Source organism: Nocardia sp. CA-084685, assembly GCF_050955785.1.
GTDB lineage: Bacteria > Actinomycetota > Actinomycetes > Mycobacteriales > Mycobacteriaceae > Nocardia.
This window is the reverse complement of sequence record NZ_CP192094.1, coordinates 7,200,826-7,215,727: the sequence shown is the minus strand read 5'-3', so window position 1 is coordinate 7,215,727 and position 14,902 is coordinate 7,200,826. Positions and strand designations below refer to the sequence as shown.

Here is a 14,902-nt window from a genome sequence, read left to right as displayed (position 1 = left end):
GATCGCAGCAGGAGCTCCCACGTGCCAGCACTTCGCGTTCTTCGCCGAATACTGCCCGTGCCCACCCGAGCCGACGCACTGTTCGCGCGGCGCGGCTTCCCGACCTCGGCGCCGATAACCAACACGCTCGAACAGGTCGGCGTAGCGGTGATCCGGGGTTTCGAGATGGGCGCAGACATCGCCGACATCGATGACCTCGCAGCGGCCCTCGACCATATCGACCCGTTCTATCGCAGCCTGGCCTACGAAGGGGCGGTGACCGCGCTCGTCACCCGCGACCTCATCGGCCTTCGGCGGCGACATCTGGCCCGGCGATTCGTCGAGGGCCCGGGCGCCCCACACGCCTATATGGCTTATGTCGGCTATGGGCTGTTGATGCCGCGCCTGCCGAGGTTCCTGTGGCGACGGTGCACGCCGAACCTCGGCGAGGATGCGGTGTTGTCGCGGCTGACCTGGCTGGCGGCCGACGGATTCGGTTTCGACGGCGCGTTTTTCCACACGGCACGATGGATCGATAGGCAATGGCGGCCCAAGCCGTACTCGTGGGAGGGGGACAGTTCCTACTTCCTGCGCGCAGTCGATCAGGGCGTCGGACGAGCGTTGTACTTCGTCAACGACGCGGACTTGGCGGCGATCGCCGACCGGATCGACCGCATGGACCCACACCGCCGAGCCGACCTGTGGAGCGGCATCGGCGCGGCCATCGCCTATCTCGGCGGAGTCGCGGAGTCCGACGTGCGAACGGCGCAGCGACGCGCCGGGCTCGCGGCCGCGGATATGGCGCAGGGTGCCGCGTTCGCCATCAAGGCCAGGGCACATGCCGGGTACATACCGGAATGCTCGGTGTCGGCGGCACGAGTGCTCTGTGATCGCGATGTCGATGCGGTCGTCGCGGTTGTCGACGAGACGAGCACCCAATCGTTCAGTACCGGCGAGCCCGGTTATGAGCAATGGCGACGCCGGTTACGTGAGCGCCTCGCGCCACCGACGCTATTGCACGCGGTCGATCAACCACGAGGAGCTTAGATGTCGCGCTTTATCGATGACGTACTGTCCAACAGCAGCTCCGACCGGGGCTTTTCCTACGGCGAGCCCGATGCGCTGGGCCGCAAGACGTGGTCGGAGTTGTTGCGGCACAGTCGATGTGCCGCGCAGTCGCTGACCGACCAGGGCGCGTCCATGGGGTCGCGGGTCGCCATCCTCGCCGGTGAACCAGAGGACGTCGTGGTATCGGTCCTGGCCTGCTGGTTGCTCGGAGCCTCGGCCACCATGCTGCATCAACCGACGCACCGAACCGATCTCACCGTCTGGGCGCGTGACACGGTCAGATCCCTCGATGTCATCGACGCCAAACTGGTGTTGATCGGAACCCCTTTCGACAGCGCGGCGACCATACTCGCCGAGCACGATGTGCCGAGTGTGTCGATCGCGCGGCTCGGTGCGTCGACACCGTTGGAGCCTGCCGATGTTCCGGATGACACCCTGGCGCTGCTTCAGCTGACCTCGGGGTCCACCGGTACCCCGAAAGCCGTCGCCATCACCCACGCCAACCTGTACGCCAGCGGCCGTGCCATCGCACGGGGCGCCGACATGGATCCGGCCAACGAGATCGGTGTGAGCTGGCTTCCGCTGTTCCACGACATGGGCATGGTCGGTTTCGTGGCGACGCCGTTGCAGTTCGGGGTCGAGGTCGTGTGTGTGAGTCCGACGCATTTCCTGCGTGCACCGCTGGTATGGATGGATCTCATCACGCGGTATCGCGGCACGATGACCGCCGCGCCCAACTTCGCCTACGAGATCGCGGCACGGCGAATGGAATTGGCTCCGGACGGGGCCTTCGACCTGTCGAGTATGCGGTTCGCATTGAACGGCGCCGAACCGATCGATGCGACAGCGATCGCGCGATTCATCGAGGCCGGAGCACGCTTCGGCCTTTCCCCCGGTGCGGTGGTGCCCGCGTACGGTATGGCGGAGGCCACGCTCGCGGTGTCGTTCAGTCCGGTTGGTCTCGGTGTGCGAACCGATGCCGTGCGACCCGACGCCATCGAGACGGCGGGTTACGCGCAGCCGACCGACGATGCGGACGCCCGGATGTTCGTGACGCTCGGTACGCCGGTGCCGGGTGTCGAGGCACGGGTGCTGGACGACACCGGAGCACCTGTCGGGCCGCGTACGGTCGGCGAGATCTTCATCTCCGGTGCCGCGGTCACCGATGGCTACTTCACCGAAAACGGTTACAGCTCAGCACGAAACGACGAGGGATGGTTGCCGACCGGCGATCTCGGCTACCTGACCGAATCGGGGGAGATCGTCGTGTGTGGGCGTAAGAAGGACACCATTATCGTCGGCGGCCGCAATATTTTCCCCACCGACATCGAGCGCGCCGCCGCGACGGTGGCGGGTGTCCGACGCGGCAACACTGTCGCCGTGCGACTCGAACCCGGGGAAATCCGCGAGGGTTTCGCGGTCGCCGTCGAGTCCGCCGACTGGAACGACGACAAGCACGTCGCACGCATCCAACGGGAGGTGACCCGCGTCGTCCGCGACAGCGTGGGGGCGACACCGCGCTCGGTTGCCGTTGTCAGTCCGGGGTCGATACCGAAGACTCCGTCGGGCAAGGTGCGCCGAACGAACTCCGCCCACCTGATCCGATGACCGGCCGACGCGCCGGTATCGGCATCGTTGCGGCCGCCATGCTGCTGCTCGGCGGCACCGCGTGTACCGCCGATGGCGGTCTGCCACGGCCCGCTCAGTTACTGCGCAACGCCGCCGCGGCGGCGCGTGCGACGACAAGCGCGCACGTCACCTTGCAACTCAGCGGCGCGCCCCTGAGCGGAGTGAATGTGCGGGCCATGTCGGCCGATGTGGTCCGTCACGGTGACGCGCGAGCGAAAGGACAGCTCGTGGTGCCGTCGGCATTCGGGGATGCCCGCCTCGATTTCGTCGAGATCGACTCGACCATCTACACCCGCGACGCCTCCGGGCGATTCGCGCCGGCGCCGCCACAGCAGAACGGGGCGGCCAATCCGTTGCCCACCACGCTGATCGACCCGCACCGAGGAGTCGCGAACCTACTGTCATCGATGACTTCCGTGCAGACCGAGGCCAGGGAGACGGTGGGCGACGTCGATGCGTTCCGCGTCACCGGACTCGTCGCCGCCCACGACATCGGGCAGGTGGTACCGAGCGTCATCACGGACGGCACATTGACCGTGTGGTTCAAGGTGGGTGGCCGACACGAGCCGGTCGCGACGCGGCTGGTCATCGGTCAGGGGGAGCCCGCATCGCAATCCGTGCTCGATGTGCGGGTCAGCGACGTCAACCGTACCGTCCATGTCGCCGATCCGCGCAGCTAGCTCGACATCACAACGAACGCGCCGCAGCCATTCGGCGGCCGATGGAGGGAATCCGATGGACGACATCACCGAGATCGACCCCGCGCAAGTCTCGCCGGGTGAGTTCAAGAACCTCATCACCAGTACCTCCGATGAGCAGTTGCGCGCCGCGCTGGCTGATCCGGAGTTACGAAGCACCATGCTCGACACCGTCTTCCTGCGCATGCCGGACCGATTGAGTATCGAGGAGGCACGCGGGGTCGATGCCACCGTGCTGTGGCGAGTAGGACAGACTCCCGACGAGTGGTTGGTCACCATTCGCAACGGTGCGTGCACCGTGACGAAGGCGCCGGCAGGGGTCAAACCGACAGTGTCGTTGACGCTGGGCGATGTGCTGTTCCTGCGATTGCTCTCCGGGCAAGCGTCGGGAACGAAATCGATGCTTTCGGGCAAGCTGCGTGTCAAGGGTGACGTACTGTTCGCCAGGCGAGTGGAGAAGCTGTTCAACACGGATTAGTCGGGTGCGTCCGTCGTAATCAGCGTCCGGTCTTGCGGGTCAGTTCCGCTTCAGGGTGCCGACACTCAGCGATCCGCTCGCAGCGGTCCGCGGCTTCTTCTCCGCTTCGCGGATGTAACTGACGGGATCCTTGTCCACGGGCTGGACGCCGGCGTAGTTGCGCGCCTCGTAGGCGGCGAACGCGACGGCCAGTTGGTGGCGACGCGCCAGCCCGGCCAGGCGGCGGAAGTCGGTGAGGCCCTCGCGTTCTTCCTCGGCCATGTGATCGCTATTGGCCGCGTTGGCCGCCGCGACGGCCGCGTACCAGCCATCGGTGCCGACCTGATGATGCGCCACTTCGGCGATCGCGTCCCTGATCTGGTTGTGGTCGTGGATGGCGTCGAGTGTCTCGTCTTCCACCCCGCCGGCGCGCCGGGCCGCGATACCCGCCTGCAGCAGCGCGGGATAGAAGATCTCCTCCTCCGCCTGCGCGTGCAGCTCGAGGAAGGCGGCCAGCCTGTCCCAGATCGCGGAAAGCGCCCCGGTCTCCGCGCGATCAATCTGCTCCAGGATCGCGAACAGCCGCCGCTGTTCATGGTGGTCATCGAGGATCAGCTCGGTAATATCCACAATTCCTCCCTGATTCCGCATTTCAGGTCAGTACTGAACGTCAGGGCAGACTGCCTTCGAGCAGCTGGCATATCCCCTAGGGAGCCGACGATAACGCACCTCCGAGACGCCCCGCTGCTAACGCACCAACGTGCCGCCACGCTATCCGCGTCGGCCGCACCGTCCAGGGATCGCGTGCCCACCGGCAGACCAATGTCGTGGATGGCGTACAGCGACATCCACGACATGTCGCCCGCGCGCTTGACATTGTCACTGTGTGAAGGCCTTCACTGGCTGCCGGAGGTGGTCCCCATTAATTCGACACACAGCAATCCCCGGGACATGCGACTGCTCGACGCATTGGCGGCTGGGAACTCGTCGACACGGCTCGCGGTGGCTCTGGCACTCGGCACGCGGCCCGAGCCCGGTTTCGTCGATGCACTGGTAGAACGGTGCGCGATCGAGCCGGACTTCTTCGTGCGCGACATGCTCACATGGGCCCTGACTCGTCTTCCGTCGCAGCTCACGGTCCCGAAACTGCGCGCGGAGCTTCGTTCCGAACGTGCACAGGCCCGCAGCCAAGCGCTGCACACGCTGTCCAAGATCGGGGACAGGGACGCATGGTCGGCAATCACGCGGTCATTGCTGCAGGACGCCGACGACGAGGTCGCGCGGAGTGCATGGCGCGCTGCTGTAGTTCTCGTGCCCGACCCGGAGAAGCACGGGCTGGCCACGCAGCTGGCCACCCAATTCGGCCGCGGTGACCGGGAGGTACAACTGAGTCTGAGCCGTGCCCTGGTCGCGCTCGGTGACGTGATCGAGCCGGTGCTGCGCAAGGCGATGGCAAGTCACGACCCGACGGTGCGTGCGCACGCGAACGCTACCGACAGGCTCCTGAGTGACCCGGATGCCGGATTCGACCTCGCCATCGGTGCGGCGAGACGGGTCGTCGCGCTGGGGCTGGACCGGCAGGAGACAACTGCGTGCTGATCGGCGAGGTGGCGCACCGCTCGGGAGTCAGCGCCCGGATGCTCAGGCACTATGACGCCCTCGGGCTGGTACGACCGACCGGCCGCACCGTGGGTGGCTACCGGGAGTACTCTCCCGAAGACATCCGGCGGATTTTCCATGTGGAGGGGCTGCGCTCCCTGGGACTGTCACTGAGCCAGATCGGACGCGCGCTCGACGGCCCCGGCTTCACCCCGTCCGGACTGGTCGGCGACCTCATCCGGAAGACCGAAGAACGACTGAGCGGGGAGCGAGAACTGCTCGAGCGCCTCCGTAGGGTTGATGCAGCCGAGCCCTCGGACTGGCAAGACGTCTTGCGCATCGTCGAGCTTCTGCACGGACTCGGTTCGCAGAGTGCGGCCCGGCGGCAGCAGGCCGTCCTGGCATTGGCCGACGATGTGCCGGTGCCCGCCGAGATGCTGGCCGAGGCGGTTCTCACCGAATCCGATCCGAACGTTGCCGGGGCCCTGCGGTGGGCCCTCACCCGGGCCGGTGGTGACGGGGTGGCGAGGGTGGCATCCGGCATGGTCTCGGCGGATGTCGACGTCCGGCGGCGCGCGGTCCTGGCGCTCGCCGAGCTACCGGGTGACGAGGCGACCGCGGTGCTCACGGACGCGCTCGAGGACGCGGACGCGACAGTCCGTAGACATGCTGCCCTCGCACTGGGTGCGCGGGGCGTGACCCGGGCGGTGCCCGGACTCGTCGGCACTGTGGTCGAGGGTCCGAACGATGTCGAGGCGGCCGAGCTCTTGGGAACGTTGGCGCGGGACGCGGACTGGGCGGACCGGATCATGAGCGCACTGGTCGACGAGTTCACCGCACACGCGGCGAACTCGGCGGTGCGGATACGACTGACCCAGGCACTCGCCGAGATGCCAGGAACGATCGCGCTGGATACCCTGCGGCAACTGGCCCACGACGATGATCGCGCCGTCGCCCTCATCGCCTCTGCCCTCGTGGAAACGCTCGAAGCACGGTCCGACGATGGCGCGTCGTCGCCGCACCGCTGCGGGACGCTGAGCGCTCCTTACTCCGATCCGCGCCCGCTCCGGCCTGCTGACGCGACCGGTGAGGGCGGATAGTCCTCGACGGTCATCGAGTTGTAGAGACGTGCGCTCCTGGTGGCGAGGCGGACGAAGGCGCGGCTCGGCCCTGCCGGCAGCGCGGAAATCAGGCGGGTGGCCTGGACCAGTCCTGACACGCCGAGGCGGGACGTGGGGATCAGGGTCTTCGCTGCGCTCAGTGCGACCGCGTGGCTGCCGCGCACATGCTCGGCGATCCCGCGCTCGTAGGCAGGGAAGGCGCGCTCGTGGTCGCCGCCCGCCCGCGCCAGCTCCCCGGCCAGGACGTACGCGCCGACGACGGCCAGGGTGGTGCTGCCGCCGACGGCGGGGCCCGGACAGTAGCCCGCGTCGCCGACGAGCGTCACCCGCCCCCGCGACCAGGTGTCCATACGGAGCTGGGTAATCGAGTCGAAGTAGAACGCCGGGGTGCGTTCGAGCTCGTCGAGCCAGTGGTCCACCTCGGCGTTCATGCCGCCGAACGCATTGCGCAGCAACTCCTTCTGCCGGGGCACGTCGCGGTGGTGGTAATCGAGCTCGCGCTCGCTGCGGAACAGGAACAACGCCCGCGCCTCGCCGAGGTGCCGCGCGCCGTACATACCGGCGGTGCGGCCGACACCGACGTGCATGCGGAGCTCCCCGTCTAGACCGAAGCCGTTGGGCAGGGTCAGCACCCCGAGATATGCCCCGATGAAGGCGCTGAAGCGGGACTCGTCGCCGAAGACGAGGCGGCGCACGTTGGAGTGCAGCCCGTCCGCGCCGACGACGAGGTCGAAGCGGCGCGGCGCGGCGTTCTCGAACCGCACCTCGCCCTCGGGTGAGATCGCGGTGATCGAGTCGCCGAAGACATACTCGACGTCCTCGCGGGTGGTGTCGTAGTAGATCTCGCTCAGGTCGTCACGCATGATCTCGACGTGTCGGTCGGAGGCGGCGCCGAAGATCTTGGCCACGTCCACCCCGACGGGACGCCGTGCGCCCTCCGGGTAGAGGGTCATCCGTTTCGTGCCGGTGGCCCGCTTCTCGACGCGCGGGAGCACGCCCATCTTCTCCGAGATATCCATCGCGGGCCGGAACAGATCGACCGCGTGGCCGCCGGTTTTGCGCAGCGCTGTCGCGCGCTCGACAACGGTGACCGAAAAGCCGTGCCTGGTGAGCCAATACGCCAACACCGGACCGGCGACGCTGGCACCGGAAATGAGAATCCGCATGAGCAGTTTCCTTACTTGACGAGAATTCTTGATCGACGGATGCGCCGCGGTTCTTGCCATCACGGCGCTCGGTCCGGGCTCAGGAGATCTGGATGCCCGTGAAGGACAACAGGATTTCGGCGGTTCGGGTGGGATCTTCGACCAGGGGAGAGTGGCCGACCCCCGGCACGGTTACCACCGTCGCGCCGGGAACGGTGCGGTATGCGGCGGTGGAGGTGGAGTAGCGCCACCGGCGATCCTGTTCACCGAAGATCACCAGCAGGGGTTTGCCGAGGGCGGTCAGCCGGTCCGGAAGGGTGCGCTGGTTCAGATAGTCGCTGCTGGCCGCCGCGGTCGCGGTCAGGGCGTGGTAAGTCATGCCACTCAGGTCGTCGACGAACTGCTGCGGGATCGGGAAATCGTCGGTGGCGAAGGCGTTGGTCATGGTTTGACGAAGCAGGCCGTCGGTGCGTAACCGCCACAACGCTTCCCCGACTGCCGGAGTCGTGAGCAGCCGACTGGCGGGAGTTTCGGAAATGTCGTCGCCGAGGGTGGGGCCGGTGCCGATGAGCGCCAACGCCGTCACCAGGTCGGGGTGTTGTTCGGCGAGGGAGGTGGCGACCGCGCCGCCGGTGGAGTGGCCGATAACGATGGCGTGCCGGATACCGAGCTGTTCCAGCACCGCGGCGACTCGGTTGCCGTGCTGCGGGATCGAGTAGTCGCCGCCATCGGGTTTGGCCGAGCTGCCGTGTCCGAGCAGGTCGATGCGGATGACCTGGTAGGAGTCGGTCAGCAGCGGTACCAGCCGGTCCCACCAGTGGGTGGATGCGGCGAGCCCGTGGATCAGGACCAGGACGGGGGCGCCGGCGGGTCCATCCTGGCTGACATGGATGTCCTGACCGTCGACGGTCAGTGTCGATTCGTCGGTGGCCGCGGCGCTCTGGTGCGCGGTCACCACCGAGTTGCCCAGCAGCAGCACGACAATCGCGCCGACAATCGCCGCGGCGACGCAGCGGTGCCTTCGGTGTTTTCCTCGGTGCCGGTGGGTGTACGAATGGCTGTCCAGTACAGGTGAAATCACCCTTCGACTGTCGCCCCTGGTGGGGGACAGTGTATTGAACAAATGTTCCCGAGCGTCCAGCATGTGGGGGTGCGCTTCACACGGCCGGAACCTGTGTGGGATGTCGTCTGTCCGTCGCGACCCAGCCGGATACCCGGCGTCGTCATGGCCGGATTCCGCGATCATGGGGTGAATCCTGTTGACCAGCGGACACTTCCGCATCCCGCTGCGACACTTGTGCTGGACTTCGGTGCGCGTTCGCCCATCGTGGATGACAGCGCCGGACAGTGGCGGGGCAGCCTCGCCACCGGTCTCGGAGCCGGGACGCGGCGCGTGCGTGGCGAGCAGATCGAATGCGTGCAAGTGCGGTTGTCACCGTTGATCGCGGGTGCCGTGCTGGGCGCCTCCCTCGCCGAATTGACCGATGCTGTTGTACTTCTGGACGACCTGTGGGGCCGGGAGGCAGCACGGATCCGCGAGCGGCTGGCCGAAACCTCTTCGTGGACAGAGCGTTTCGCGCTCGTCGAGGCGCTGCTCGCGCGCCGCCGCGGCGCCGGACCGGCACCCGATCCGGAAGTGGTCCTGGCCTGGCGGCGGATCCGGGCCGGGCACGGCCTGGTCCGGATCGATACGTTGGCCGACGAGGTCGGTTGGAGCCGCAAACGACTGTGGTCCCGGTTCCAAGCGCAAGTCGGTTTGCCGCCCAAGCGAGCGGCGACGCTGATCCGCTTCGACCGAGCCGTCCACGGCCTCGCCGCAGGCATCGACCCGGCCCGGGTCGCGGCCGACAGCGGTTATGCCGACCAATCCCACCTGCACCGCGATATCGTCGCGTTCACCGGCGTCACACCGACGGCCGTGGTCGGCGAATCCTGGCTGGCCGTCGACGACATCGCATGGCCGCCACGTGCTGACGTGCCTTCGACCAATTGACCGAGCCGATGACCGGCAGTTCCGGGCGGTGCTCAGCACGAGCGGGCGAGTACATGACCGGGCGGCGATAAGCAGGTATCCGGGGCCGTGCTCGCCCCGGGGGTCAGCATTGGTTCAGGCTGGTGCGGATCGCGTCCACCGTTGCGTTGAGCCGGACCTGATGCGAGCCCTGCCAATAGATCCGCCCGCAGTCGCGGCACTGGCGAAACGTGTCGCAATGGCGGCGGGTGAGCGGTTGGAGTCGATCTTCGACTTCGGCTTTGGCGACGGCGACGACGGCGCCACCGCAGCGCAGGCACCGGGTGAACGGCACCATGCGTTCGGCGAGGTCCAGCCGTCGGATCAGCTCGACGATCTGGTCGAGCGGCCGGTCCGACCGGATGTAGACGCCATGAGTTATGTTCCGCCGCTTCAGCAGTCCACGGTCGCGGGTGAGCAGGATCCGGTGCTCGGCCGCCGACAGCTCGGCAAGTGCGGCATCGTCGGCGTCCCATCGGCAGTGCACGTCCAGGCCCATCAGCCTCATCAACTTGGCGAGGCCGCCGAGATTGACATCGGCGAGGAAGCGCGGCTCGCGCAGTGGGTGTGGGCGCACCCTGGTGACCCGGCCGATGTCCAGGGTTTCGAATACGGGATAGGCGGTAATCCGGTCGTCGTTGCGCGGGTGCTGGCCGAAGGTCACCGGTTGGCCGTTGACCAGCACTAGGTCGACCTCGGTATGCGGGATGCCGGCCGCCTCGATGACGTCCTTCACGCTCTGGTGCGGACGGAACGGTCGACGTAGTAGCGTGTACCGCTCGTCGGGCCGTAGGAAATCGTTCAGCTCGGCATAGACCCGCAGGTCGACGCTCATTCGACGAATACCGCCATCGATGCCGTGAATCCGTGCAACGCATTGCGGCCGGCGATGGGGCCGATCTCGCCCGCGGCGAAGATGCCCGCCAGCGGTATGCCGTCGAGCAGGTCCTCGATCGCGGCGGCGTCGTGGTTGGCGACCCCGAACATCCGGCGACCCCGTCCGTTGCAGGTGAACAGCAACGCACCCGCCGGACGTCCTGGCAGCTCCGAACCCGCTCGGACGAGGGCAGCACGCAGATCTTCATCCGCCCCGACCGCGTCGCGGACCTGGAACTGTACGGTCGTGCCGACCTCGACGAGCTCGCCGATCTCGATCGCGCCGCTCGACGGGTCGGCACCGATGAGGCCGCGGATGAGGAAATCGCCCTGCCCGGGTACGGCCAGATGCTCGTCGACCACGATGCCGATCTGCAACCCGTTTGCCACGAGTTCCTGCTGGTCGAACGGCAGCATCTCGACGATATCGCGCAACCGCGCGATCGGCGGCCGGCCGCCTAATTCGGTGATCAACGCACCACGCGCGCCGGTGACGATATATGGATAGCCGATCGGTCGGCAGCCCTGCGACACGATGGGAACACCGTGCAGTCCGGGAAGTCGCACACCGACCGCGCCGGAGGTCAGCACATCGTGGTCGTGGAACAGCCTGCAGCCGCCCGGCCCGCGCGCGCCGCTCACGAGCCCGCCCATCACGGTGATGCCGGGCAGATCGGTGTTCAGGTGCTCGAGCAGAATGTCGGCCGGGAACGAGAACGGGTCGGGCAGCAGCAGATGGAAGTCGCGGGCGGCCTGGTCGAAACGGTAGCCCGCGAGTAGCCCTCCGGTCGCCGTGCGGACGAAGTCGAGCTGGAATGTCTCGGCGGCGGGCAATCCGGATGCCAGCCATACCACCACGGCGGGCTCGTCCTCGATCTCACGGCGGCCCGCTACGATCGCCTGCGCCACACATCCGACGAGTGCGGGCACCCGGACCGTCTCGTGGACCGCGGCGAGTACGGCCCTGGCATCGTCGGTATGTGCTCGTGATGCGAGCAGCACAGCAAGCGACGGCGACTCGCCCGCGATCTGATCGCGTGCGTGCGCTGCGGCTTCCACACCTGCCTGCCACGCTCCCGGCGCGGTGGAGAGCCCTACTCCGATCCGCACATCTCCATCGTAGCGAACCCCGCTGCGAGCGCAGATAATGTTGCTGCACAAGGTATTTCAGAGGTAGTAGGGCAAAACACGCCGTCAGAGCGGTGGATATGGTCCTCGCAGGCGTGTGCATCGATAGGCGACCTTGCGTCTCCGGCTGATCTGGCGCGATGCCGCGTCCCGCAGTTGGTTCCGGTCCCACCGTTCGGAGGGTGTGGACCGGACGCGGACGCAGAGGTCGCCGTGCGCTGCCAGCACGCGGGGGATTACCGGGTTCTCTGTGCCGGGCTGCAGACTGGTTGGCAATGAAACTCCCCGAACTTCCCGATCTGCCGGTGCGCGGCGCGCTCGATCACATCGTCGCGACATTGACCGAGCGTGGCACCGCCGTATTGGTCGCGCCTGCGGGAACCGGGAAGACGACGTTGGTGCCGTTGGCGTTGGCGACGGTCGGGCGGGTTGTGGTGGCCGAGCCGCGGCGGTTGGCGGCGCGGGCGGCAGCTGGTCGGATGGCCGCGTTGTTGGGTGAGCCGGTGGGGGAGACGGTGGGATATTCGATCCGCGGAGATCGGCGGGTGAGTGCCCGGACCCGGATCGAGGTGGTCACATCCGGGTTGTTGGTGCGCAGGTTGCAGGGCGATCCCGAGTTGGCGGGCGCGGATGTCGTTGTCCTCGACGAATGTCATGAGCGCCATCTCGATGCGGACCTGCTTTTGGCGTTGCTGCTGGATGCGCGGGCCGGTTTGCGGCCCGATCTACGAGTGCTTGCTACGTCGGCAACCGTTGCGGCCGATCGTCTTTCGGCGCTACTGGGTAGTGCGCCGGTGGTGCAAGTGCGGGGGCGGGCCTATCCGGTGCAGACGGCGTACGTTCCGCCGTTGCCGAGGGAGCGTGGCGAAGCGCAGGTGGCCCGTGCGACTCGGGCGGCGCTCTCCGGTGTGGACGGGGATGTGCTGGTCTTCCTACCCGGAGCAGCCGAAATCCGCCGGACCATGGATCTGCTGGCCGATGTAGAGGTTGATCTGGTTCCGTTGCACGGCAGGCTTTCCGCTGCTGGTCAGGATGCTGCATTGCGGCCCGGTGCACGGCGGCGCGTGGTGTTGTCCACGGCGGTGGCCGAGTCCAGTTTGACGGTGCCCGGTGTGCGTGCCGTGGTCGATTCGGGGCTTGCTCGGGTGCCGCGCATCGATCGGGGGCGCGGGTTATCCGGCCTTGCGACAGTTCGGGTTTCGGCCGCGGTGGCCGAGCAGCGCGCTGGGCGCGCGGGACGTGAGGCGCCGGGAAAGGTATGGCGCTGCTGGCCGGAGTACGAGAACGGCACGCTGCCCGCCTACCCGGAGCCAGAGATTCGTACTGCCGATCTGACGCGTCTGGCATTGGAACTCGCCTGCTGGGGCACACCCGATGGCCACGGCCTCGCATGGTGGGATGCGCCGCCGCAGGGTGGACTGGCTGCCGGCCGAGATGTGGTGCGCGCGTTGGGTGCTGTGACCGGATCAGGAGAGGTCACCGAGCGCGGGCGGCATATGGCGCGAGTCGGATTGCATCCCCGATTGGCGCGAGCGCTACTGGATGGTGCCGCCGAGGTCGGCAGCCGGTCGGCCGCGGAACTGGTGGCGGTCCTCGACGATGACACCCTAGTGCCCGGTGTCGATCTCGTCGCCGGTCTGCGCGCGTTGCGTCGTGAGCGGCCGCCGCGCTGGCGGCGAGAAGTCGAGCGCCTGTCGCGGTTGGTCGACGCGACGGACGGCGGCGACGATCCGGCTTTCGTCGTCGCACTTGCGCATCCCGAGCGTCTGGCACGGCGGCGCAGTCCTGGCTCGACAAGCTATTTGATGGCCGGGGGCACGGCGGTGACCCTGCCGCCGGGTTCCGGGTTGGGTGATGCGGAATGGCTGGCAGTCGCGGTGGCGACACGCGATCCGGGGCGTTCCGAGGGGCTGATCCGGTTGGCCGCGGTCGCCGACGAAAAGCTCGCCCGCCGTGCGGCGTCGAATCTGCTCGAGATCGCGGATGAGGTGGATTGGGACGACGGTGACGTGGTCGCCAGGCGGATCGAACGACTGGGTTCGATTGTATTGTCGGAGCGTCCTATTCGCGATCCGGATCGCCAATTGCTCAGCGCGGCCGTGCGACGCGGGCTGAACTCGATCGGACTCGCTCTGCTGCACTGGGATTCCGACGCGATCGCCCTCCGTCAGCGCCTCGACTTCCTGCATCGCACCCTCGGCGCGCCCTGGCCACCGGTCGACGACGAATCACTGCTCGCCGATGTCGACACCTGGCTCGGCCCCGAACTCGCCACCGCGCACCGCCGCGCCGACCTCGCCCGCATCGATGCGGGACAGGCGTTGCGTCGCCTGCTGCCGTGGCCGGATGCCGCGCGCATGGACGAACTCGCGCCGGAGCGCCTGCCGGTGCCCTCGGGCAGCCGAATCCGTCTCGATTACTCGACCGACCCGCCGGTGCTCGCGGTCAAGGTACAGGAAGTGTTCGGCTGGACGCAGACACCGTCGCTGGCAGCTGGACGAGTGCCGATCGTGCTGCACCTGCTATCACCCGCCCAACGCCCGGTCGCGATCACCGCGGATCTGGCATCGTTCTGGCGCACCGGATGGCCGCAGGTACGCAGTGATCTACGTGGTCGCTACCCGAAGCATGCGTGGCCGGAGGATCCGACGAGTGTGCCAGCTCACCGTGGTACCGCCCGTAACGTCGGCTAAGGGATCAGTCCGGCGAGTTGGATTCTGTCGCAATCCATTTCGCGAGAACGGCGGCCTGGCTGTGGTCGACGTCGCGGGTGGCGGTCAATAAGGTCACCGGATGTGCGCGGGCAATCTCGCGCAGTTGCGCGACGGCCGCGCGGTGCTGGTTATCGCGCAGTTCGGCCAGATATCGGCGACGGAATTCGGCGAAGCGCTCGGGCTGGTGTCCGTACCACTTGCGCAGTTCGGTCGACGGTGCGATATCGCGCATCCACTCGTCCAGGTGCGCGTCCTCCTTGCGGATCCCGCGTGGCCAGACCCGATCGACGAGTACGCGAGTCCCGTCCGACGAAATCGGTGCTTCATAGATTCTGCGGTAGGTGACGTGCTCGGTCATCATGCTCCCGTCCTGAGCTGGTCTTTTCTCCTCGCGTGGAGCTGTAGAGATAGCTCCCATGTTAAGCCTGTCGTAGTTCGCCCATCATCGATTCAATCAGTGATTGAATCGATGATGCG

Annotated in this window: 14 protein-coding genes; 8 read left to right on the top strand and 6 right to left on the bottom strand. The window is 67.2% G+C overall.

The annotated features are described in order from the left end of the window. Positions 1 to 21: 21 nt before the first annotated feature. Genes ACQP2U_RS32075 through ACQP2U_RS32060 form a run of 4 tightly spaced genes read left to right on the top strand, consistent with a single transcriptional unit; the run spans position 22 to position 3,852 of the window. On the top strand, positions 22 to 1,026 hold the full coding sequence (locus tag ACQP2U_RS32075) for a DUF1702 family protein (protein WP_433710862.1): 1,005 nt from the start codon (positions 22 to 24) through the stop codon (positions 1,024 to 1,026). Next, complete coding sequence (locus ACQP2U_RS32070; protein WP_433710861.1) at positions 1,027 to 2,655, top strand: fatty acyl-AMP ligase; 1,629 nt, start codon at positions 1,027 to 1,029, stop codon at positions 2,653 to 2,655. Beyond that, entirely contained in the window at positions 2,652 to 3,356 is a 705-nt protein-coding gene (locus ACQP2U_RS32065) for an LppX_LprAFG lipoprotein (RefSeq protein WP_433710860.1), read from the top strand. Before ACQP2U_RS32070 ends, ACQP2U_RS32065 begins: the two co-directional genes overlap by 4 nt. Before the next feature lie 55 nt (positions 3,357 to 3,411). Continuing rightward, positions 3,412 to 3,852, top strand: a complete 441-nt coding sequence (locus ACQP2U_RS32060; protein ID WP_433710859.1) for an SCP2 sterol-binding domain-containing protein — start codon at positions 3,412 to 3,414, stop codon at positions 3,850 to 3,852. 39 nt (positions 3,853 to 3,891) lie between these two features. Here ACQP2U_RS32060 and ACQP2U_RS32055 read toward each other — a convergent pair whose 3' ends face one another. Beyond that, positions 3,892 to 4,461, bottom strand: a complete 570-nt coding sequence (locus tag ACQP2U_RS32055; protein WP_433710857.1) for a hemerythrin domain-containing protein — start codon at positions 4,459 to 4,461, stop codon at positions 3,892 to 3,894. A 321-nt stretch (positions 4,462 to 4,782) separates the two neighbouring features. Here ACQP2U_RS32055 and ACQP2U_RS32050 point away from each other — a divergent pair, with 321 nt between their 5' ends. Both ACQP2U_RS32050 and ACQP2U_RS32045 read left to right on the top strand, forming a co-directional pair. Further along, positions 4,783 to 5,430 carry a HEAT repeat domain-containing protein gene (locus ACQP2U_RS32050; protein ID WP_433710856.1) on the top strand — a complete coding sequence of 216 codons (648 nt, stop codon included), beginning with the start codon at positions 4,783 to 4,785 and terminating at the stop codon, positions 5,428 to 5,430. Beyond that, entirely contained in the window at positions 5,424 to 6,530 is a 1,107-nt protein-coding gene (locus tag ACQP2U_RS32045) for a HEAT repeat domain-containing protein (RefSeq protein WP_433710855.1), read from the top strand. The genes ACQP2U_RS32050 and ACQP2U_RS32045 overlap by 7 nt, the downstream gene beginning before the upstream one ends. Here the strand turns inward: ACQP2U_RS32045 and ACQP2U_RS32040 are convergent. Together ACQP2U_RS32040 and ACQP2U_RS32035 are read right to left on the bottom strand one after the other, a co-directional pair. Next, complete coding sequence (locus ACQP2U_RS32040) at positions 6,476 to 7,717, bottom strand: FAD-dependent monooxygenase (RefSeq protein WP_433710854.1); 1,242 nt, start codon at positions 7,715 to 7,717, stop codon at positions 6,476 to 6,478. The genes ACQP2U_RS32045 and ACQP2U_RS32040 overlap by 55 nt on opposite strands. A gap of 79 nt (positions 7,718 to 7,796) precedes the next feature. After that, positions 7,797 to 8,777, bottom strand: a complete 981-nt coding sequence (locus tag ACQP2U_RS32035) for an alpha/beta fold hydrolase (protein WP_433710853.1) — start codon at positions 8,775 to 8,777, stop codon at positions 7,797 to 7,799. A 69-nt stretch (positions 8,778 to 8,846) separates the two neighbouring features. Here ACQP2U_RS32035 and ACQP2U_RS32030 point away from each other — a divergent pair, with 69 nt between their 5' ends. Next, complete coding sequence (locus tag ACQP2U_RS32030; protein ID WP_433710852.1) at positions 8,847 to 9,689, top strand: helix-turn-helix domain-containing protein; 843 nt, start codon at positions 8,847 to 8,849, stop codon at positions 9,687 to 9,689. A gap of 103 nt (positions 9,690 to 9,792) precedes the next feature. Here the strand turns inward: ACQP2U_RS32030 and ACQP2U_RS32025 are convergent, their stop codons facing one another. Further along, the gene (locus tag ACQP2U_RS32025; protein ID WP_433710851.1) at positions 9,793 to 10,542 is read right to left on the bottom strand and encodes a Mut7-C RNAse domain-containing protein; all 750 of its coding nucleotides are present in this window, start codon (positions 10,540 to 10,542) and stop codon (positions 9,793 to 9,795) included. Next, positions 10,539 to 11,693 (bottom strand): FIST signal transduction protein, encoded by a 1,155-nt coding sequence (locus ACQP2U_RS32020; protein WP_433710850.1) that lies wholly within the window; start codon positions 11,691 to 11,693, stop codon positions 10,539 to 10,541. Before ACQP2U_RS32020 ends, ACQP2U_RS32025 begins: the two co-directional genes overlap by 4 nt. A gap of 293 nt (positions 11,694 to 11,986) precedes the next feature. Between ACQP2U_RS32020 and hrpB the strand changes: the two genes are divergently transcribed. Next, positions 11,987 to 14,404 (top strand): ATP-dependent helicase HrpB, encoded by a 2,418-nt coding sequence (hrpB, locus tag ACQP2U_RS32015; protein WP_433710849.1) that lies wholly within the window; start codon positions 11,987 to 11,989, stop codon positions 14,402 to 14,404. 4 nt (positions 14,405 to 14,408) lie between these two features. Here hrpB and ACQP2U_RS32010 read toward each other — a convergent pair whose 3' ends face one another. Continuing rightward, on the bottom strand, positions 14,409 to 14,786 hold the full coding sequence (locus ACQP2U_RS32010; protein ID WP_433710848.1) for a DUF488 domain-containing protein: 378 nt from the start codon (positions 14,784 to 14,786) through the stop codon (positions 14,409 to 14,411). Positions 14,787 to 14,902 lie beyond the last annotated feature (116 nt).

What these genes read in the sequence shown, in the direction of transcription:
- ACQP2U_RS32060 (WP_433710859.1), top strand. Translation starts at nt 3,412, where the DNA reads ATGGACGACATCACCGAGATCGACCCCGCGCAAGTCTCGCCGGGTGAG.
- ACQP2U_RS32065 (WP_433710860.1), top strand. Translation starts at nt 2,652, where the DNA reads ATGACCGGCCGACGCGCCGGTATCGGCATCGTTGCGGCCGCCATGCTG.
- ACQP2U_RS32050 (WP_433710856.1), top strand. Translation starts at nt 4,783, where the DNA reads ATGCGACTGCTCGACGCATTGGCGGCTGGGAACTCGTCGACACGGCTC.
- ACQP2U_RS32070 (WP_433710861.1), top strand. Translation starts at nt 1,027, where the DNA reads ATGTCGCGCTTTATCGATGACGTACTGTCCAACAGCAGCTCCGACCGG.
- ACQP2U_RS32025 (WP_433710851.1), bottom strand. Translation starts at nt 10,542, where the DNA reads ATGAGCGTCGACCTGCGGGTCTATGCCGAGCTGAACGATTTCCTACGG.
- hrpB (WP_433710849.1), top strand. Translation starts at nt 11,987, where the DNA reads ATGAAACTCCCCGAACTTCCCGATCTGCCGGTGCGCGGCGCGCTCGAT.
- ACQP2U_RS32010 (WP_433710848.1), bottom strand. Translation starts at nt 14,786, where the DNA reads ATGATGACCGAGCACGTCACCTACCGCAGAATCTATGAAGCACCGATT.
- ACQP2U_RS32040 (WP_433710854.1), bottom strand. Translation starts at nt 7,717, where the DNA reads ATGCGGATTCTCATTTCCGGTGCCAGCGTCGCCGGTCCGGTGTTGGCG.